The organism is Rhizobium herbae (assembly GCF_017873135.1).
GTDB classification, from domain to species: domain Bacteria; phylum Pseudomonadota; class Alphaproteobacteria; order Rhizobiales; family Rhizobiaceae; genus Pararhizobium; species Pararhizobium herbae.
Map to the genome: position 1 here is coordinate 431,099 of NZ_JAGGJV010000005.1, position 19,411 is coordinate 450,509.

Genomic DNA, 19,411 nt, shown 5'->3' on the forward strand with positions numbered 1-19,411 from the left:
ACGGTCGAAAAGCCAGACCCATAACGGAAAACCGATCTCCCCGCGCTGTGCCTGGATAGGGGTCAAGGTTGGTAAGGCTAATTTCTCACTCTCGCGGTCCGCCCGCACCCTGATCGCCAAGTTGGCGACGAGCATTCAAGTCGCCAACTTGGCGACTTGAAACAGCAACCGGGCCGAACGGCTCTTCAACGATCGCTTAAGGAGCTCGCAATGCGCGATATGGAATTCAACATCAGGGCAAACGACAAGACAAAGCCTGCCTTCGATGCCGCCGGCCGCAATGCCAAGGCCTTCAACGGCGAGCTGGATATGGCAACACGCGGGTATAACATGGCCGCCAACGCAGCCCGCCTGTTTGCCGCCGGGTTCACACTGACGGCGGTGGCGGATTTCGGGCGCACGGTTCGCGGCGTGATTACCGATGCTGCCGATCTGGTCGACCTGGCGGACAAGGTCGGCGTTGCCACGGGCGATCTGCAGCGGATGGTGTTTGGCTTCAGTCAGGCCGGCGTCGCCGCATCCGATATCGATCAGATCCTCACTCAGTGGTCAAAGCGGATCGGTGAGGCGCACACGAAAGGCGGTCAGCTCGCCGATATCTTCAAGGCAAACGGCGTCTCTCTCACGGATAGCGAAGGCCGGCTGCGCTCATCCGTGGACCTGATGCGCGATTACGCCGAACTGGTCGCAAACGCTGGCAGTGAGCAGGAGCAGATGACCCTATCCACGTTAGGGTTCGGCCGGGCGGGTGGCGCAATGGTTCTGGTGCTGAAGGATGGCAAGGACGGTTGGGATCAGATGATGCGCTCGATCAACAAGGCAGGCGGCGCCTTGGAAGATGACATCCTCCGGCAAGCGGCGGAGATCGACGACGACTTCAATCAGATGTGGCAGACGTTCGAAACCGGCGCGAAACGCGCAACCTTGAACGCTGTCGGATGGCTCGCCAACCTCCAGAAGGAATTGGCAGCCTACAGTCAGGCCCGGAATGCCGCGCTTGCAGGGCAGAATATGGGCGAACTGGGCGCCAAATTGCTCTCTTCTGAAGAGTCTGTTCGCACCCCAACAGGTGATCGCCCTGATCCTTGGGGGGATAGGTTCGGTGGCGACTGGGGAAACCAGCCTCCGGCAGATGATGCCCTGGCGCGGGAAATTCGCTCACGTTACAGCAAGAAAACCGTGATTACGGGTGGTGACGAGGACGAAGAGACGCGGGCTCGCGGTGCTTCGACCAAGGCTATTGAGGAGCAGAAAAGCGCCTATGAACGCCTGATGGAGCGCCTGAAGGAAGAACAAGACGTACTGGGGTTGTCTGGTATTGCGCTCCGGATCAAGACAGAGCAGCAGCGCGCCAATGTGGATGCGAGTAGCGATCAAGGCCGCGCAATAGCGAAGGTGGTAACCGCGATCGAAACCCAGCAGGCGGCGTATGAAAGCGCGGCGGAAGCCAGCGAATTTTTCAACGATGCACTGAAAGACGGCTTTTCGGATCTGATTCCCGAAATCGAAACCGGCAACCAGGCGCTCGATCGTTTTCTCAATACGCTCATAGAAGCCAGCGCCTCGGCGCTGCTTTTCGGGAGCGGCCCGCTGTCCGGCTTGTTTGGCGGCGGCAAGGGCCTGTTCGGCGGTTTTGGCGGGGGGCGCGCAATTGGCGGGACCGTCGATCCATGGAGCGATTATCTTGTCGGAGAGAATGGGCCGGAAATCATGCGCATCGGTTCGCGAGGCGGACGGGTGGGTAGCGTCGATGCGGCGGGATCGGGGGTGGGCGGTGCGATCAAGGTCGATGTCGGCGTCTCTGTCGATGACGAGGGGAACCTCAAGGCCTATGTCAAAAGCGTCGCGCAGCAGGAAGGATCGTCCGCCGCGCGTGCTGCCGTCACGGATTATGACAAGGCGATGCCCGGCCGGGTGCAGCAGATCAACCGCAATCCGAGGCGGCGCTGATGGCGGTCACCTGCACGTATGCTCTGGCCAAGGCTCAATGACGTCTCGCTTGCGAAACCACCTACAACCAGGGCGGTGATGATGAATGGTCTTTCGCATGGACAAAGGTTGATATCGAGCCCGCGAACGACCTTTGACCTCTCCTTCGACGTAATCTTTACCATTGCGTTGTATTCATCCTCATCATAAAACAAACGCGTTTCCGTCCAGTGGTGTTTCATGTTTGATAAAGCCAGGTCCATCCAAATTGCATGGTTCCTTCCCTTCGAGCCACCGGCACCCGCTGAACTATTTGACGCCATTACTGGTCAGGAACCCGACGCGTTCCAAAAAGTTTCGCCACCCAATGCGCCTTTCCCGATAATCACCCAAGTGGTTAACCGCGGAAATGTCCAGCATCGTGTGCAGAGCCACATCGGAAGAGTTGACTACTTCATTGAAGCAATTGCCACTGAACAGCCAGTTGGAATGCTGGACGCACCGCTAGTGCATTTGGCACAAGCTCTAAGCCGTATAGCATTAATCGGCGAAACTCTCGGCGAAGTCACGCGTGTAGCGATCATTTTGAACCTGTGCGAAAAAGTAGGCTCGTTTCAAGAGAGTGCAGCAATTTTCAACAAGCTGTTTTCAAATCACATTACCTTGACTGATGACCGTGATTTGATGTTCCAAACTAGCCGCCGCACAGGCGATTCCACGGGGTATTTCAACAGACTATTGCGGTGGAGCACAGAGTATTTTTCGTTCCAGCAAATAGTCAACGGCGTACCTGCAGCGGGCATGTCTCTTGTTGAGTCTTATTACGTAAACTATATGATCGATGTGAATACCGTCCCTGCCGAGAACGTCATATTTCAGCCATCGGAACATAGCGAACTATTTGCTAGGGTCGCAGCTATTGCAGACGGGCTGACATCATTGGGACGAATTGAGGATTTGCAATGAGCGCCGCAGCCACCAGACGTTTCTCCGACGGATCGAGCGGAACGGATTACTTCAAAAGTCACGAAGACCTGTTTCCGCACGATGGTTTTGAGAAGTTTTTGATCGGCCCGATTTCCGTCATATCCACTGCTGGCGACGTGAACCCAAGAGCGTGCTGGGTTCGGTCGACTAACGCCGTTTTTGAGGTTATCTCGCTCGATTCTACTGAGGAAAAGTACAACGCTTTATTTGAAGCATTGAACCTCATGCGCTCAATGGATGAGGACGAGTCCATGTTCATCGATGCAGACACGCATCGAAATGCGTGTAGCGTCCTAAGTCTTTTGAGCTACCGCAAGGTGGCCCCCCCGAAAGTTTACTCGCACGGTGGTGACGCTGTCGTTTTTACCTGGGTTATCGCAGGTCAGTCGTATCAACTCACGGTGAGCAATGGGACTGCTACACTGGGGAAGCGCGTCAAGGGTCAAGGAGCAATTCTGCTTGGGCATGTCCATCTGGCGACGCATGGTATCGTCGATATTATTCCGTTTCTTCAGGTGCGCAGTGATAGAACCGGGACAAACCCTACCCGCCGGTGACGACGTAGCAAGATGCGTCATCCACCCCCGTCATCTTCATCCCAAAAATAATGTCTTTGACAGCAAGTATTTGTTGGATGTGAAAGCCCCGAAGGGCTCGCGTGACTACAGATCTTCAGTCGCTTGGCTGACAAAATTGCCATCGACCGAAGCTGTTCACAACTACGGCTGCAACAGTGCAGCCATTTCAAATAGAAAAAAGATAGAGGCAGGAAAAAGCGTCACGCCGACCAAAGATGCGGCGCATTACATTGGATTTTACAAGTTCAGCGTTGGCAGCGCTCTTAAACACGAAAATGCTGCCTATCAGGTTTTCGTCGAATACTGGCCTGAAGAAGGTCAGGACGAACACTGTAATCTGGTTTTGGTGGAGAAGCCCGACCTTCCCAAGAAAGTGCAGGAACTTAAGAGCTTTCACCGAACCAATATCATCGAAGGCATATGGGCCGCTATGGAAGGCCCTGATCGCTATGTCTGCGCTTGCGACATCGATCACAGCAAATTTCTTTCTGACCTCTACCTCCCGCCCGCCGGCACCCAAGAAGCTGCGTAGCTACCGCCTCCGTCCCAAGGGGGCAGCTCAGACCGAGTAGGGCAAATTAATCGTAACCCCCGAAAAAGGGGATAAGTTCTGAACAGGCTGGCCTTGCTACCTCGGGCGATGTCAGCTCGTAAACCGAGTACTCTGCGTTAGGCTACTGGTTCCGGAAGCTTTAGGAATTTGATAGATCCGAAGTGTTGCTTTGATGCTGTGCCGATCCGCTTCTGCACAGCATCCACGATCCCGATAAGCTCAGGTATATAACCGGTCATGAACCGCAGATGCTCGTTCATGTGGGCGATCATTGTCTCTCCAATAACGTCGCCTTCAACGTGCTTGATAAACATCATTCCATCGACCAGGTAGAAGCGGTCTTTAACGTGATCATCGTACCCAGCCTTTATTTGGTTGTAGCGACTGACGTGGTCCTGCAATGCAAGATGATTTCCGAAAAGAGTGCCTGCGTTTTCCAGAAGAATTCGATCACGAAGGAGGAAAAGAGCGTGGGCGTCCGCCGCCTGGTAATCAGGAGTGGTGGGCGTAAAGTGCAGTCGAGATATCATCTGCCAGAGCTGCGTCGCGCCGACTTGCTGCGCCAGGCGGGATTGAGCTTCGCTGAAAATTGAGTGCAGATTTTCCAAATCGGCTCTGACCAGCGTTGTTTTTGCGACAACCATGATGATTTGCGATTGATGCTCCGATTTCTGCTGCCGGCCGAGAACCAACACTTCCCCGACGATTGTGGCGGCACCCCCGGCAATGGCCCCGAGTATTGCAGACCCGAATGCGATGGCCGTTTCTCGATTAACATAGGCTTCATACCAGGCGGCTGGCGGGCGCTGAAGTAATCCGCTGAAGACATCAACGGCCCAATTTATCAAAGAAAAATCAGTCATGAACGATCTCCATTATCTACCTCTTAGAATTGCGAATCCCCAGTGCTTTGGTGTTAGCTTAAACTGTGGATTGAGGAGAGTGTGATGGAAAGAGAGATGACTGACGCAGACCTTGAGCCCGTGTCTCAAGAGCACGTGCAAAAAAACCTTCCATTCTGGCTTACGGCGACACTCGATGACATTCAGGCCGTTGCTTTCGAGACGCCGATCGGCGATTGCGATTCCAGCGATTGCGGCGTGCTAAGTACGGAGTTTTCCAAGGCTACTGATGCATGTAAACAGCGAAATGACCCAGCATCAGAACCGGATGCGAGGGTGTTCGCAATGCTGCAGGCCGTGACTAACTTTCATTTCAGGCCAACTGACCGAAACGCTCCCTTCGGCCCGATGATGATCATGGGAGATCGACGATCCGCAATGCCCGAGGATTTTAGAGGCGATCCTATCGCCGTTCTTTCTTACGCGGCGGCGAATAGCAAAAACCCTGTCTTGCGTGCTCGACTGGCAGACGTTTGCTGGTTGCTTGAGCGTAAGCGGTTCCAGCTCGGCCGGATTGCAATATCCGCCTATCTCGATGTTTTAAAGGGCCTTGCAGAGGGGGAATTGAAAGAGCGCTTCGGTCGCGATGAACCATTATTGGGTTTGGCGGCGCGGGATGTTCTCCGCCGCGCCCTGTCAATAGCCAGACCGATCGGATGGGAATCCGAAGAAGCGGTGGCCGCGCGGACGCTACTTGTCGATATACGGACCTTGGCAGCAACGCAGGGCAACCCAGTGCCTGCTCACTGGTTCTTCGAGATGGACCTTGACTTTGGCATATCCGACGCAAGCACCATTGCCGGCGCAATTGAAGCCTACTTGCTTAGCGGTTTAGTTGAGCCCGGATCGCATATTATTGTGGAACTGTGGCGCCTGGCGGCCCGTGCTTTCCACAGCGCGAAAGACGAGCAAGGCAAGTATCGCTGCGCGACTGCGGCGGCCGAGGCGTTAGTCGATGAGGCGTTGAAACACAGTTCAGCAATGCTGGGCTCTCATTGGCTAAGCGAGGCTATCTCCGAATATCATGGCATCCCTGGAAAAAAAGACCGGCGCACTGAGCTCAGACACAAACTTATCGATGTTCAATCCGGTATCGCGGATGAGATGTCATCTTTTTCGCAGCCCATGGATTTGAGCGAGATAGCTGCGGAAGTTGAACAGCAGCTCGACGGCCTCGATCTTCTCGATGCCCTGATGATTTTCGCCGATTTAGAGCAATCGCCAACACCAGAGAAACTTTCGGAAGACGCTCGAAGGTCGATCAGCGAACATCCGCTTGCCGCTCTCATGGGGGCATCCTTTCACGATGAAGACGGAAAGGTAATTCACAAATCACCTGGCGGCGGTTTTGGGGATGGCGATAATCTCGGCGCTGTCCGCACAGCCATCGCACAACAAGAGAGCATCCGTCGAAGCATTCACGCTGCTGGGCAGGTGCTTGTTGCACGTCGATACATCGTAGAGAGATTTTACGTTGGAGAGGACACATTCCATGCTCTCCTCCGCCACAGCCCATTTGTGCCCCATGATGTCTTAGCAACCTACAGCAGAGGCTTTGCGCGGTTTTTTGCCGGCGACAACCTCACCGCACTTTATATTCTCACGCCCGTGTTGGAAAACTCACTTAAGCATATCCTGAAACTCAATGGACATGACGTTTCCACATTCGACGATGCGCGACAGGTGCAAGAAGACCGCACGATTTCGGCCTTGTTTGACCAGATGCGCCCGGAACTGGAGCAGTCGTTTGGTGACGCACTCATCGCGGACATCGACAACGTGTTTTTATCAAAGCCTGGACCGAGCCTTCGTCACGGCGTTGCACATGGATTTTTGAACGATAGCAGCCCGTTTGGCACTGATGCGATCTATGCCATCTGGCTCATATTTCGCCTATGCTGTGTTCCAATATTCCCCCAGCGCGAACAGATCATTCTTCCAACATGAGCCGCGCTTTGGATTCTACCGCACGTCCATACCTAATTCAAAAGAGCGTTTAGCTTTACAAATGCCGATTCAAATCGCTGCTTAGTGCCGTCAGATGCACCTCGGGCGGCGGCGATCTCAGCGGCTACCGCCACATCCGGGTATATCCTTCGTCATCGCGCCAATTTCCTGAGAAACAGCCGATTGTCGATGCGGTTGCGAGGGGCGGTCGATAGCGAAGGCGCGCGGGCAGCGCGACCAGTTCGACGTTCTTGCCAAACTGCTGCCCGATCGCCCGTTCACGTCAAGCTGGATGCCAGGTCGCGATTGGCGAGGGACGCCCTTTCAGCCGCTGTATGATCGCGCGGCACAACGGGATCACCAAACCTCGGCCTTGATGTTCGGTCTCATGGTATGGGAAGCCTTCGAACGGCACTTATATGTGTGGTATACCGGCAAGTTTGAAAAAGACGGCGTGCCAATAATGGACGAACGTATTTTCAGCCTCAACCCTAAAGAGATTAGCGGACTACGGGCAAAGAAAAAGGTCGGCCAAACCAACGTTCACCATTTACAATACTCTCGGATCTTTGCGATGGGCGCGCCGACATCGGCCAGATCGAACTCAGCGTCGACGCGGTCATTGTCCTGGATACGTACGGCCAAGCGCGTCCGATCTTTCAGCAATTTCATAAACGGGATTGCTTCAGCTCCGGACCACAGACCAACCGCCTTGTAGTTTGTGGATCTGTTCCAGCGCGACGTTTCCGCCTTATCCTCCCCGACACGCACCGTCACTGTGGGGTTTTCGCTGATCATGAACATGCTAGTGGTGAAAATTACGCTCGTCGTATTTTCTGAACAGCGAAGAAGAAGAAACATTTCAGCTGTCCCGACACCGGACGTCGAAACGTCCTTCGGCGTCAATCCCGCAGTGTAGACGACACTGTCATCTAAGGGAGACTTCTCCTCTTTGATTTGCCAAGGTGAGGCGGACGAAACTGCTGGACCCGCTTCTGCCTCTTTTGTCGGTGCAGTTATCGTGGCATCCCTCGGAAATAGCTTATCAAAGCAGGTTAGCCGCTGAAGCGAATCCTCGATTAGGGAGCATGCCTTGGCGTCTTGTTGTGCGAAAGCCGGAGCGACCGACAAAACGAGAAAGCTTGTCGCCACCGCAAATCCAATATTCATTGATTCCCCCCATGCATCCCAGGCGAGAAAACTGACATGATGCACGTGGGAGTCAAGACGCAAGCAATCACGCTTGGCGAGAGCGCGCTCCCCGCTGCAGTGTTCAACAGTTGGTTTGAGAGGAAGGCGGCTTAGGATTTCCGCCCTCAAGGAGGGCGGGGGGTAGGCGGGGATGGCGGGCGGCATCATCCGATCGAATGGCGAGACCAACCGGTTGACTCGAAAGCACTCGTGCGGTTCTGCCCCACAGACTGAAAATCATTTCATCCGCGCCATTCGCGCCGGCGGTACGATGGGCTTCCGATCAACAAGGACGTCTGAAATGAGTGCTTACGACGTAGTCGACGCAGTCGCCAAGTTTCTGGCTCACCCCTTTGTGCTGATGGTCGCCTCCCTGCTTTTGGGGTGGTGGCTGAGGCGACTAAGGCCGAGGCGGTGACGGCCGGCTCCGCTGCATTGTTTTCAGGTTACCCGCCGGACGAGGCGAAAGTATTCCAGACGAGAATGCTTTTAGCGGCTAAAAACATTCCTGGCAGGAAGGTTTTTGGGAGACGGATCTGCAAATATGCGGAGCCGCAAAAATGTCCCCACATGAGGACATTTTTCAAAAGCGTTCCCGAGTGGAACGCTTTCATGGGCGTTTGGTTTGGTGCTACTCACCTTCAAATGGTTCAGCTCGGCCGGCATCTTCGATCAGGATAATTGATCAAGTCGCCAATCTGCCGCTCCGTGCCACGCTATCCCCCAGCAACTGGTGGTTCTCCGCCGTAGCTTTTTCTAAGTTCGTTCCGGTCGTGGAACCATTCAATTGGAGTTCTCACCCGCTTCTCGGGCATCATCATGTATGCCTCGCATAGCGCCGGATACGTTGTGAAGAATTCTACAATCTTGGTTGAGCACTTGAAAATGCCGTCCGGCGCCTGAGCGGCTTGCGGATTTTGAGTGTTGTATATCGTGGTCCAGTATTGGAGTTTAATCGCTGTTTTCCGGATCTCCTGGAGGTAGTCATTTACGTCGCTTCCGAAGAGGAATTTCGAATTGTTGATCGCAAGCTGAAGTTCGAAGAGTTGGTTGTTTTCGACCTTACCGGCGGCCATGATCGGTCGGACAGCTTCGATAACGTCATTGTATGCTTTGAAGCGCCGATCGAAGAGGTCTAGGACGAATTTCTGCCGGGCAACAAACCACTGCATAGATGCGATGCAGACAGCAACGGTTGCGAGAAGCACAGTAAACCAGGCTGTCATCAAAACCTCAAAATTGGCGTTGGCATCGTATGGGTTCGACACTTGTCGGTCGTGGATCGGCGAGGGCGTTTCGCTGCAATCATCTAAAACGAGTTTGCCAGGACATAGCATCCTGTAGCAAACGCCACGATTGCGAGCAAAACGGCAATCAAGCCAGCGAGCATCCAAAGATCAGCGGTGCGCAAATGCTTGCTTTCGAGAGCGCTTTCACGCTCGCTTTTATCGACATAACGCGTCGATAGAAATCCGAAAACCCACGTCAGCGCAGCAAGTATGGTACCCAGCGCCCAAATCATGAGGGCCTGACGAACTCCGGTGCTCAATCCCTTTTCCAGCAAGCCAGAGGCTTGGCTGAGCACCGCGACGGCTGCACCGCCGTTCAGGATGAAAGCGGCATTGATGGCTTGCTTGGCATACTCCTGAGAGATTTCGCGATAGTCGGCCATTTGCTGTTAACCCGTTTTCAGGAATAAATGCCTCGGGAACACGTCGCGCGCCTTCGCAGCCATTCCGGGCGATTTCCAGACTGACGCTTCGAGCCACTGGCCACAAGGGTGTCCTTTGTCAATCAGCCGCCGAAGAAGAGCCTGACTACCACAGCCAATGTGACAGTCAGATCGTCATTGACCTATTTTTTCGTCAGCTCTTCCAGGCTCGGAAGCTGGTCGATCTTTTTCTCAAGGCTTTCCATCCTGGCTAAAAGCTCTTTCATCGGCACTGTAACGGTTCCGAGGCTTACAGTTTTGGTGTCGTAGTTCATGGCCTCTTCGTCGTCATCCAACGAACGCTCCAGTCTAGCGATTATCTCAGCATTCATTGAGCGACCGTTTTTCTCAGCGAACCGCTTTACTCTGTCTCTCATATCATCGGGAAACCGAAGCATAAACTGATCGGACCCTCTGCTAGCAACCCTTCCAGCCATGGCAAACTTCCCCTAAAAAATGATATCACGAGCATATGTTTTGACTTGACGCAATAGTATGCTGGGCATATCAATATGTCGGTGATATCATTTTGGAAGGCTAAATCATGTCCACCGTGGGAAAAGCTTCTTATCAATTTGCGCTGCGTATGCCGGATAATTTGCGGGACAAAATCAGGGAAACCGCAAATGAAAATATGCGGTCCATAAACTCGGAAATAGTTTTCCAGTTGGAGCGCATTTTTTCAAAATCATCTGAAACAGAAAAAGCCGACGTCCAGGCCTGAGAACCGACGTCGGCTTTTGTGCACCAGAAAGGAATTCAAATGCACAACGAGATTACAGTAAATCCAGCACATGATGCAACACCTGCTTTCACGCGCCGCGCGGTTATCATGGGGGCTGCAGCGGCGATCGGAGCGCCTGCTGCCATGGCAGCCCCTCAGCCTGCCGATGACGTGCTGGCATGGTTGATCGATGCGCACGACGAACTGAAGGCCGCTCTCTGCAACATAGAGGACGGAATAAAAGCGCTCTACGGGCGCGCGGATCGGCCTGCATGGCCCGATGTCAAATTGTCGGAAATCGACACATCGCTTTATGCGGTGAACTGGTACCGCACGCGGCTCGACTCACTCAACGATATCGATCGGTTCTTTCTGGAGTTTCCAGACATGCGCTGGTTTGACGATAAGCGGGCCGCAGTTCATTCTGAAAATCACACGAAAGCGCGGTCGCTTTTCATCGAACGCAAGGCGAAAACGACAGCCTGGAATGAGGCGACCGGATTGCGCGCGCTCTGGGACAAGCAGACCGAACTGCTGGAAATGATGTACCCGCTTGACGTTCAGATTGTCGCCTTCCAGTGCACGACCTACGGCGAAGTGGTTGCCAAGGTCAGCTGGATCGAGCGGGAGTTCGGCGACGAAATCTCCCAGGAGCATGCCGTGCGTATCTTGCGCTCGCTGGCTGGGATCAACGCCGGCGCAGGGGGGGGGCTGCTGATGGGGCAGGCAATTATTCATTCGAGGCCGCCCACCTATCTCTCTTGCGCCTCGCTGGCACGGGAACTGGATATGTCGGAAACGACGGTCCGGGATTTTGTAGAAAAGGGCATACTGCCTCGCCCGATCAAAATGAGCGGTGGCGTGGTGCGTTGGCGTTGGGGCGATGTGCAGTCGGCGCTGGGCGGCGTTGCGGCTGCCGGCGCAACGAACACGGATGACCCCTACATGGTGGGGGCTGTGCATGCCACGTCGTCACCAAAAAGCTAACATCAGCCTGCCCAAAAGCGTCCATCGCATCGTGTCGCGCGGCAAGGAATACTTCTATTTTCAGAAGGGACGGGGCACCGAAAATCCCGGTTCCCGCATCGCTCTCCCGAAAGATCCCCACAGCCCGGAATTCTGGGCTGCGATCCAGCAGCTGCGCGGCGCCTCGATCTCTATGCCGGCCGACACTTTTTCCGCTGTTCTCGATGAATGGATACTGCAGCTTCGGGCGTCTGGCGAGCTCACCGATGGCACGATTTCGTTTTACGAGCAGTCTTCACAGATTGCCCGGAAGGCTTGGGGCGCTCTTTCGCCACGCGGTCTCAAGCCGCTGCATGTCCAAGCTGTCATGAACGGCCTATCTGGCAAGCCCGGTGCGGCAAACAATTTCCTGTCCACAATGCGCAGTTTTTCGAAATGGGCAAGGTTGAACGAACATATAGATGCCAACCTGACTGAAGGCATCACGCCGCGCAAATCGGAGAATGGCCACAAGCCGTGGACTGTCGCGCAGATCGAGGCCGCCAAGGAAAAGCTGAGCGGCGTCGTTCGGCGCGGCGTTATCCTGTACCTCTACACCGGCATGCGTGGCAGCGACGCCGTCCGCGTAGGGCCGGAACATATCGATGAAGGCGGCTTCGCGCTCACGACACAAAAGAAGAAGCGGGCTGTCTATTGCCCGATCCTCCCTGAGCTGGAGGAGGAGATGAAGAGTTGGGATATGTCCCCGCCTGGACCCTTTCTGCAGCAAGAGGGCCGCAAAGCCGGCAACAAATACACGCGAAAACTCTTCTCACGGCACTTTGCTGAACAGCGCGACCAGATCCCCGAGCTTGCCGGCGTCACGTTGCACGGGCTTCGGTGCACAGCCGTCATTCGCCTTCGGCGGGCTGGCCTCTCGATCGGACAGATCGGTGACATCGTCGGGATGTCGATGGCGACGATCGAGCGCTACTGCCGTTTCGTCGACAAGAAGGCGAGCGGAAAGGCAGCTCTTGCTGCGCTCATAAAAAGCGAAAAAAAGCCCCCGACTGTAAAACGCCGCAAAACGGTAAAACAGAAACCAAGCGATATCATATAGATAGGGCTAGAAAGATGAAATGTGCGATTTCGGGCCGGACGGATTGTCTTCGGGCCGTTCGCCGGACCGGCTGGATGCGCTGGTCTGGGCGCTGACGGCGCTGATGCTGGAGGGCGGCGGCGAGCCGAGGGTCAGGGGGATTTGAGGGATTGCCGATTGGGTATTGCCTGCACCGGGGTCTTGCTCTGTACCCTCAAGGGAAGAGAAGCGGCCTTTAGACTGCAGGCGTTGGCGGCATTCTCCCTGTTCTCCCCAGCGGGGAGAAGTGCCGAGTGAAACGAGGCGATGAGGGGGGCGGCAAACTCGGAGCCAGCGGCCCCCTCATCCGGCCCTGCGGGCCACCTTCTCCCCGACGGGGAGAAGAGGGAACCAGCTGAAAATTCGCGCACAATAAACCTGCCCTCAAAGGGCAGTGTTATGGCGACATCCGCGCCGGGGCTGGGGCCTATTTGCGAGGCGCTGATACCGATGGCTTCGGTGCTGTCGATGCGGTTTCGCGGATCTGGCGCCATTCGTTTTCGAGGCGTTCGAACTGGGCCTGGGAGATTTGCTGGGTCGGCATGGGCGATCCTTTCATTGATTTCGGCAACGACCGTCAACGCGGATGGAGCTGGAAGGTTCCACCTATGACTGTACGCTGGCGGGTGAAAAATCCGGATAAGGCGTCAGCGCTTGTCGTCGTCGGTCTGGGACGGTTTTGGTGCGGACGAGGCGCTTGCGCGCATCTGCTGCCACTCGTTCTCGAACCGGTCGAGGATATGCTGCGGTACCGTCGAACGGGCCGTGTCGGCCTGTATCTTGCTCTGGGCGTTCATTCGATCCTCCTCGATGAATGGGCACTGTCATATTTCTGTGTTCAGTTTCCACATCCCAAAGACAAAGTAAATCAGGGCATTAAACAGTTTAAACGATTTAAATTGGTTAAATCGATTTAGAGTCACGACATTTTTCGGGTGTTGTGGACAGAAGCGGAGCGCGGATGACATTCGATCGGGCCATCTTCTTCAAAGCGGTACGTGCATCACTTTTCGACGGCATCCTGACACAGGGCCAGGTCGACGGGATGGCGGCGATTCTCGATCGCTGGGCGCTGATGCCGGCAACGGCGGACAGGCGCTGGCTTGCCTATATGCTGGCGACCGCGCATCACGAGACGGGCCGGACGATGCAGCCGGTGCGCGAAACCTTTGCGGCGAGCGACGACCGGGCGATCGCCATTCTCGATGCCGCCCTGCGTCGGGGCAGGATGCCGTCCGTGTCGGTGCCCTACTGGCGGCGGGATGCCGAGGGAAAGAGCTGGCTGGGGCGCGGGCTGGTGCAGCTGACGCACAGGGCGAACTACGAAAAGATGGCGAAGGCGACAGGGATCGATCTGGTCGCCCGTCCGGAACGGGCGATGGAGCTCGCCGTTGCCGTCGACATTCTCTTCAAGGGCATGGAAAGCGGCGCGTTCACCGGCAAGAGGCTCGGGGACTATTTTTCCGCCGCCAAGGAAGACTGGACGGGTGCGCGGCGGATCATCAACGGGCGCGACAGGGCTGCACTGGTGGCCGGCTACGGCAAGCGGTATCTCGCGGCGAGCCGGCTAGCCTCCGGGTGAACCGACAGGATCAAGCATCTTTTCCCGGAATTGCCCCTCACCCTAACCCTCTCCCCGCAAGCAGGGAAAGGGGACGACAGAGGATTGCCGCATATCCCTTCTCCCCGTCAAACGGGGAGAAGGTGGCCGGTAGGCCGGATGAGGGGCCGATGTCGACGCATTTGCTGACCGCAGACAATCAAGGGACGTGATCTGATGAAAAATCCATTTCGTCTGCCGTGGCGGCGCCCGGCGGAGAGCGACGCTGTGCGCGAAACCAAGGCGGCCTCCGGTTTCATCGCGATTGCGCACGAGGGCCGGGCGCACTGGACCGGCCGGTCCTATTCGGCACTGGCGCGCGAGGGATTCATGCGCAACCCGGTGGCGCACCGGGCGGTGAGGCTGATTTCGGAAGCCGCGGCAAGCGTGCCGCTGCTGGTCTATGAGGGGACGGAGGAGCGCAGCGAGCATCCGGTCTTGACGTTGCTTTCGCGGCCGAACGGGCGCATGGCGGGCATCGATTTCCTGGAGACGCTCTATGGTCATCTGCTGCTCTCGGGCAATGCCTATGTCGATGCGGCTGAGATCGGCGGCGAGGTGCGGGAACTGCATCTGTTGCGGCCGGACCGTATCCGCATCCTCGAAGGGCGGGACGGCTGGCCGGAGGCTTATGAATACCGGGTTGGCAGCCTGGTGCGGCGGATTACGGCGGGCGAGGAGGGGCTCTTGCATCTGCGGCTGTTTCATCCGCTCGACGACCATCTCGGCTTTCCGCCGCTGGCGGCAGCGCAGATGGCGCTCGATCTCTCCAATGCGGCAGCGACCTGGAACAAGGCGCTGCTCGACAATTCGGCCCGGCCCTCCGGCGCGCTCGTCTATCAGCCGAAGGAGGGCGGCAATCTTTCGGCCGACCAGTACGACCGGCTCAAGACGGAGCTGGACGAGGGCTATTCCGGGCCGATGCGGGCAGGGCGTCCGCTGCTGCTCGAAGGCGGGCTCGACTGGAAGGCAATGGGGCTTTCGCCCAAGGACATGGATTTCGTCGAGGCAAAGAACGGTGCTGCGCGCGACATCGCGCTCGCCTTCGGCGTGCCGCCGATGCTGATCGGCATTCCCGGCGACAACACCTATGCCAACTACCAGGAGGCCAACCGAGCCTTCTACCGCCTGACCGTTCTGCCGATGCTCTTTCGCACCGCCGCCGCACTGTCCGGTTGGCTGTCGGGGCGGTTCGGCGAGACGCTGAAGCTGGTGCCGGATCTCGATCAGGTCATCGGGCTGACCGGCGAACGCAGCGAGGTCTGGGCGCGGATGAAGGAGGCGGATTTCCTCACCGACGAGGAGAAGCGGCAGGCGGTGGGCTATTGAGGGACCGGGCCGTTGCTGGTATTTTGTTATACGGCGTATAACAAAAGGATGTGATGATGGCCAAACCTGTTCTCTCCGATCCGATCGCGCTGCGTGTTCCGGTGGATGTGCTGGCTGCTATCGAGGCCATTGCCAAGACGGCGGAACGATCCCGCAGTTGGGTGATGGTTCGGGCGATGCGGTATTATCTTCTCAACGAAGGCGCAGACATTCTGGAGATTGAGCAAGGGCTGCAGGATGCCAGAGATGGCAGGCTGCACGATCTGGATGCTGTTCTGAGCGAACTCGACCGGCTTGCTGAAGACGACGCTGCCTGATGAAGGTTCGCTTTTCCGACCGGGCTTTGGCCTATCTCAGATCGGAGCAGGCTTATCTGGCCCGTTTCGACAGGAGGGCGGCGCGGGCAACGGCCCGGCAGATCAGGAAGGCCGCAGAGATCATCGCAGAATATCCTCAGGCCGGGCAGAGCGTTCCGATGCTGCCAAGTGTGCGGCGTTATGTGTCCGCACCCTACATTATCGACTATATCGAGACCGGCGGCGGGATCGTTGTCCTCGCCATTCGGCACGGCCGGCAAAGCCCCCGTGTTCCAGATCAGGATGATGCGCTTCCCGACACGTTCGAAACGTAACGAACGCAGGATTTTCAACGGCTTGGCCGCACAACGTGACAACGGATGCGCGCGGCGTTGAATCAATATCTGAAGCTGTTGAATCAACGCAGCAGGATTCAGACGCAACCGATTCAAAAGATTCACAGAATTATCCCGCCTGACGCAACGTCAGGCCGTGCCTCACCTTGCGGCCGATGACGACGGCTGCGGGATGCTTGTGCAATTCCAACAATAGCATCAAGGGCTTAACAAATGGCTGATTTTGGCAATGACCCCGGCCTTTGGGCTGCCAAGGGTATCGGATCGGCGGCAGGTGCTGCCGTATCGCTGGTCTACATGCTGCCCAGGGGCAAGCGCGAGGCGGGTTCCCGCTTCTTCACCGGCCTGATCTGCGGTCTGATCTTCGGCGGCCCGACGGGTCTCTGGATCGTCGCCAGGCTCGGCATCGGCGGCAGCCTGTCGGGAACCGAGGTGATGCTGACCGGATCGGCGGCCGCCAGTCTTTCGGCCTGGTGGGTGCTGGGCGCGGCGGCGCGCGTGGCGGAACGGTACGGGCGGAACAAAGGCAATAGCCAATAGGCTGACGGTGCGCTGTTGCGTCACCCTCAGTTTCAGGCCGACGTTTTTCTACTGCCTACTGCCTACTGCCTACTGCCTACTGCCTACTGCCTACTGCCTACTGCCTAACACCTCTCAAATTTCGGAGATATCCCATGACGACCGACAGCTTGCCTGTCTGGCGAACGAAGAAGTTTGCCAATCTGACGCTGTCCGGGGTGACCGGCGAGGGGCGTTTTTCCGGCTATGCCAGTGTCTTCGGCGAGGTCGATCTCGGCAAGGACGCGATCGCGCCCGGCGCCTTTGCTCAGTCTCTGGCCCGGCGCGGCGCCGCTGGCGTGCGCATGCTGTTCCAGCACGATCCGGGCGAGCCGCTGGGGGCCTGGAAGACCATCCGCGAGGACGCGCGTGGACTTTACGTCGAGGGGCTGCTGTCGCCCGGCGTGGCGCGGGCCAAGGAAGTGCACATGCTGATGAAGGCGGGCGCGCTCGACGGACTTTCGATCGGCTTCCAGACCGTCAAGGCCAAGACCGACGGCAAGACCGGCGTGCGCCGCATCCTTGAAGCCGATCTCTGGGAAATATCGATCGTGACCTTTCCGATGCTGCCATCGGCCCGGGTTTCGAACGTCAAGAATGCGCGGTTCTTCCGCGACACGGAAACGGAGCTCGTGCGCGCCATGCGGCGGGCGGCCCGGATGATGAAGCTCTGACAAGAAGGACAAAGCGATGACAGAGACGAGCAGTGTGGCACCGGAAATCAAGGTTGCCCCTGAAATCAAGACGGCCCCGGAGACGATGACCGCCGCCTTCGAGGATTTCATGGGCGCCTTCGAGGCATTCAAGGAAACCAACGACCGACGCCTGGGCGAGCTTGAAAGCAAGCTGACGGCCGATGTCGTCACCCGCGACAAGATGGACCGCATCTCGCGCACCATGGACGAGCAGAAGCGGCTGATCGACCAGATGGCGCTGAAGAAGGCGCGGCCGGCGCTGGGGCGAAGCGGCGAGACCAGCCTCGAGGCGGTGGAGCACAAGGCGGCGTTCGAAAGCTACATCCGCAAGGGCGACGAGCAGGCGCTGCGCGAGCTGGAGGCCAAGGCGTTTTCGATCGGCTCGGCCAGCGACGGCGGCTACCTGGTGCCGAACGAGACGGACACGGAGATCGGCCGCAGGCTTTCGGTGGTCTCGCCGATCCGCTCGATGGCGACGGTGCGGCAGGTGTCCGGCGCGGTGCTGAAAAAGCCCTTCGCGCTGGCCGGCATGGCGACCGGCTGGGTGGCGGAAACGGCGGCCCGGCCGCAGACCACGACACCGCAGCTGGCCGAACTGTCCTTTCCGACCATGGAACTCTACGCCATGCCGGCGGCAACGGCTGCCCTGCTCGACGACGCGGCCGTCGATATCGAGAACTGGATCGCCTCCGAGGTCGACATCGCCTTTGGCGAGCAGGAGGGCACGGCCTTTATCACCGGCGACGGCACCAACAAGCCGAAGGGGTTCTTGAGCTACACAAACGTGGCCGAAAGCGCCTGGAGCTGGGGCAATATCGGTTACATCGCCACGGGGGCTGCCGGCGCCTTCAAGGCGAGCGGCCCGTCCGACACGCTGATCGACACGATCTATGCGCTGAAGGCCGGGCACCGACAGAATGCGTCCTTCGTGATGAACCGCAAGGTCCAGGCCGAGATCCGGAAGTTCAAGGATGCCGACGGCAATTACCTCTGGCATCCGCCGGCCACCGCCGGCCAGCAGGCCTCGCTGATGGGTTTCCCGATCGCCGAAGCCGAGGACATGCCGGATATCGCCGCGAGCAGCATGGCAATCGCCTTCGGCAATTTCGCCGCCGGCTATCTCGTCGTCGACCGCACCGGCGTCCGGGTGCTGCGCGATCCCTATTCGGCAAAGCCCTATGTGCTGTTCTACACGACCAAGCGTGTCGGCGGCGGAGTGCAAAATTTCGAGGCTATCAAGCTGGTCAAATTCGCGGCATCTTGAAAAGCGTAAGGCAGCCCTTTCTCAAGGGGTACGACCATTCGCGCCGGCGGTCTTCCCTGCCGCTGCGCGCGAGGGCGGACGCAGCTCCCCTCCCGCTGCGTCCGCTCATTTTCCTGTCCTTCGACGGAGATTTTCATGACCATCACCGAACTGGCATCGCCCCTCGGCGAGCCGCTGACGCTTGCTGAAACGAAGGCGCATCTGCGCATCGACGGCAGCAGCAGCGAGGACGATCTGATCGCATCGCTGATCCGGGCCGTGCGCGAGCACATAGAGAGCGAAACGGGGCTGGCGCTTCTGACCCGGACGTTTCGTCTCTATCTCGACGACTGGCCTTTGTCGCGCGTGATTCAGATTGCCAGAGGTCCGGTGCAAACGATTGAAGCGGTTACGGTTTATGATACCGGTGGCATTGCGGTTGATGTCGATGCGAGTGGTTTCGTGCTGGACGGGCAGGCACGGCCAGCGCGTCTCGTCCTGCCGCGGCAGCCGGGGCCGGGGCAGGCGATCAACGGCATCGAGATCGATTTTTCCGCCGGCTTCGGGGCGACCGGCGCCGATGTGCCGGACACGCTGAAACGGGCGATGCTATTGCATCTGGCGCTACTCTACGAATTCCGCGGCGCGGTGCCGCCCGACAGCCAGCCGGCGGCGGTGCCGGCCGGATATGACCGGCTGATCGCGCCGTTTTGCCGGCGGGGGCTTTGA

The 19,411-nt window shown here is 57.5% G+C and carries 22 protein-coding genes and 1 pseudogene; 17 read left to right on the forward strand and 6 right to left on the reverse strand.

Annotation, left to right across the window (positions count from 1 at the left end; all coding sequences use genetic code 11):
* Positions 1 to 210 precede the first annotated feature (210 nt).
* From J2Z75_RS16220 to J2Z75_RS16235, 4 genes are all read left to right on the forward strand, one after another.
* Entirely contained in the window at positions 211 to 1,950 is a 1,740-nt protein-coding gene (locus J2Z75_RS16220; RefSeq protein ID WP_209853787.1) for a hypothetical protein, read from the forward strand.
* A gap of 219 nt (positions 1,951 to 2,169) precedes the next feature.
* Positions 2,170 to 2,895 carry a hypothetical protein gene (locus tag J2Z75_RS16225; protein WP_209853788.1) on the forward strand — a complete coding sequence of 242 codons (726 nt, stop codon included), beginning with the start codon at positions 2,170 to 2,172 and terminating at the stop codon, positions 2,893 to 2,895.
* Positions 2,892 to 3,473: a hypothetical protein gene (locus tag J2Z75_RS16230; RefSeq protein ID WP_209853789.1), complete on the forward strand. Its 582-nt coding sequence runs from the start codon at positions 2,892 to 2,894 to the stop codon at positions 3,471 to 3,473. Before J2Z75_RS16225 ends, J2Z75_RS16230 begins: the two co-directional genes overlap by 4 nt.
* Before the next feature lie 73 nt (positions 3,474 to 3,546).
* Positions 3,547 to 4,026, forward strand: a complete 480-nt coding sequence (locus tag J2Z75_RS16235; RefSeq protein WP_209853790.1) for a hypothetical protein — start codon at positions 3,547 to 3,549, stop codon at positions 4,024 to 4,026.
* 137 nt (positions 4,027 to 4,163) lie between these two features.
* Here the strand turns inward: J2Z75_RS16235 and J2Z75_RS16240 are convergent, their stop codons facing one another.
* The gene (locus J2Z75_RS16240) at positions 4,164 to 4,910 is read right to left on the reverse strand and encodes a hypothetical protein (protein WP_209853791.1); all 747 of its coding nucleotides are present in this window, start codon (positions 4,908 to 4,910) and stop codon (positions 4,164 to 4,166) included.
* A 96-nt stretch (positions 4,911 to 5,006) separates the two neighbouring features.
* Here J2Z75_RS16240 and J2Z75_RS16245 point away from each other — a divergent pair, with 96 nt between their 5' ends.
* Positions 5,007 to 6,896: a DUF4209 domain-containing protein gene (locus J2Z75_RS16245; protein ID WP_234937371.1), complete on the forward strand. Its 1,890-nt coding sequence runs from the start codon at positions 5,007 to 5,009 to the stop codon at positions 6,894 to 6,896.
* A 543-nt stretch (positions 6,897 to 7,439) separates the two neighbouring features.
* Here the strand turns inward: J2Z75_RS16245 and J2Z75_RS16250 are convergent.
* The 4 genes from J2Z75_RS16250 to J2Z75_RS16265 all read right to left on the reverse strand — a co-directional run bounded on the left by J2Z75_RS16250 (position 7,440) and on the right by J2Z75_RS16265 (position 10,235).
* A complete protein-coding gene (locus tag J2Z75_RS16250; RefSeq protein WP_209853792.1) occupies positions 7,440 to 8,066 on the reverse strand; it encodes a type VI secretion system-associated protein TagO in 627 nt (208 codons plus the stop codon).
* Between the two features lie 737 nt (positions 8,067 to 8,803).
* Entirely contained in the window at positions 8,804 to 9,313 is a 510-nt protein-coding gene (locus J2Z75_RS16255; RefSeq protein ID WP_209853793.1) for a hypothetical protein, read from the reverse strand.
* Between the two features lie 83 nt (positions 9,314 to 9,396).
* Positions 9,397 to 9,759: a hypothetical protein gene (locus tag J2Z75_RS16260; RefSeq protein ID WP_209853794.1), complete on the reverse strand. Its 363-nt coding sequence runs from the start codon at positions 9,757 to 9,759 to the stop codon at positions 9,397 to 9,399.
* A 182-nt stretch (positions 9,760 to 9,941) separates the two neighbouring features.
* The gene (locus J2Z75_RS16265; protein WP_209853795.1) at positions 9,942 to 10,235 is read right to left on the reverse strand and encodes an Arc family DNA-binding protein; all 294 of its coding nucleotides are present in this window, start codon (positions 10,233 to 10,235) and stop codon (positions 9,942 to 9,944) included.
* A 107-nt stretch (positions 10,236 to 10,342) separates the two neighbouring features.
* On the opposite strand from J2Z75_RS16265, the gene J2Z75_RS16270 reads away from it, so the two are divergent.
* From J2Z75_RS16270 to J2Z75_RS16285, 4 genes and pseudogenes are all read left to right on the forward strand, one after another.
* Positions 10,343 to 10,522: an Arc family DNA-binding protein gene (locus tag J2Z75_RS16270; protein ID WP_209853796.1), complete on the forward strand. Its 180-nt coding sequence runs from the start codon at positions 10,343 to 10,345 to the stop codon at positions 10,520 to 10,522.
* Between the two features lie 39 nt (positions 10,523 to 10,561).
* Positions 10,562 to 11,509: a helix-turn-helix transcriptional regulator gene (locus tag J2Z75_RS16275; protein WP_209853797.1), complete on the forward strand. Its 948-nt coding sequence runs from the start codon at positions 10,562 to 10,564 to the stop codon at positions 11,507 to 11,509.
* Positions 11,457 to 12,587, forward strand: coding sequence for a tyrosine-type recombinase/integrase (locus J2Z75_RS16280; protein WP_209853798.1), 1,131 nt, complete (start codon positions 11,457 to 11,459; stop codon positions 12,585 to 12,587). Before J2Z75_RS16275 ends, J2Z75_RS16280 begins: the two co-directional genes overlap by 53 nt.
* Positions 12,588 to 12,597: 10 nt before the next feature.
* Positions 12,598 to 12,732, forward strand: a pseudogene (locus tag J2Z75_RS16285) (DNA-packaging protein); the annotation flags it as partial.
* A gap of 520 nt (positions 12,733 to 13,252) precedes the next feature.
* Here J2Z75_RS16285 and J2Z75_RS16290 read toward each other — a convergent pair.
* Positions 13,253 to 13,402, reverse strand: a complete 150-nt coding sequence (locus J2Z75_RS16290) for a hypothetical protein (protein WP_209853800.1) — start codon at positions 13,400 to 13,402, stop codon at positions 13,253 to 13,255.
* A gap of 164 nt (positions 13,403 to 13,566) precedes the next feature.
* Here J2Z75_RS16290 and J2Z75_RS16295 point away from each other — a divergent pair, with 164 nt between their 5' ends.
* The 8 genes from J2Z75_RS16295 (at position 13,567) to J2Z75_RS16330 (ending at position 19,411) form a co-directional block, all read left to right on the forward strand.
* Positions 13,567 to 14,187: a glycoside hydrolase family 19 protein gene (locus J2Z75_RS16295; protein ID WP_209853801.1), complete on the forward strand. Its 621-nt coding sequence runs from the start codon at positions 13,567 to 13,569 to the stop codon at positions 14,185 to 14,187.
* A gap of 195 nt (positions 14,188 to 14,382) precedes the next feature.
* A complete protein-coding gene (locus J2Z75_RS16300) occupies positions 14,383 to 15,534 on the forward strand; it encodes a phage portal protein (RefSeq protein WP_209853802.1) in 1,152 nt (383 codons plus the stop codon).
* Between the two features lie 56 nt (positions 15,535 to 15,590).
* A complete protein-coding gene (locus J2Z75_RS16305; RefSeq protein WP_209853803.1) occupies positions 15,591 to 15,851 on the forward strand; it encodes a CopG family ribbon-helix-helix protein in 261 nt (86 codons plus the stop codon).
* Complete coding sequence (locus tag J2Z75_RS16310; protein ID WP_209853804.1) at positions 15,851 to 16,165, forward strand: type II toxin-antitoxin system RelE/ParE family toxin; 315 nt, start codon at positions 15,851 to 15,853, stop codon at positions 16,163 to 16,165. Before J2Z75_RS16305 ends, J2Z75_RS16310 begins: the two co-directional genes overlap by 1 nt.
* Before the next feature lie 234 nt (positions 16,166 to 16,399).
* Positions 16,400 to 16,726: a DUF6107 family protein gene (locus tag J2Z75_RS16315; RefSeq protein WP_209853805.1), complete on the forward strand. Its 327-nt coding sequence runs from the start codon at positions 16,400 to 16,402 to the stop codon at positions 16,724 to 16,726.
* A gap of 134 nt (positions 16,727 to 16,860) precedes the next feature.
* On the forward strand, positions 16,861 to 17,418 hold the full coding sequence (locus J2Z75_RS16320; protein ID WP_209853806.1) for an HK97 family phage prohead protease: 558 nt from the start codon (positions 16,861 to 16,863) through the stop codon (positions 17,416 to 17,418).
* 16 nt (positions 17,419 to 17,434) lie between these two features.
* Positions 17,435 to 18,703 (forward strand): phage major capsid protein, encoded by a 1,269-nt coding sequence (locus tag J2Z75_RS16325; protein ID WP_209853807.1) that lies wholly within the window; start codon positions 17,435 to 17,437, stop codon positions 18,701 to 18,703.
* 135 nt (positions 18,704 to 18,838) lie between these two features.
* On the forward strand, positions 18,839 to 19,411 hold the full coding sequence (locus tag J2Z75_RS16330) for a head-tail connector protein (RefSeq protein WP_209853808.1): 573 nt from the start codon (positions 18,839 to 18,841) through the stop codon (positions 19,409 to 19,411).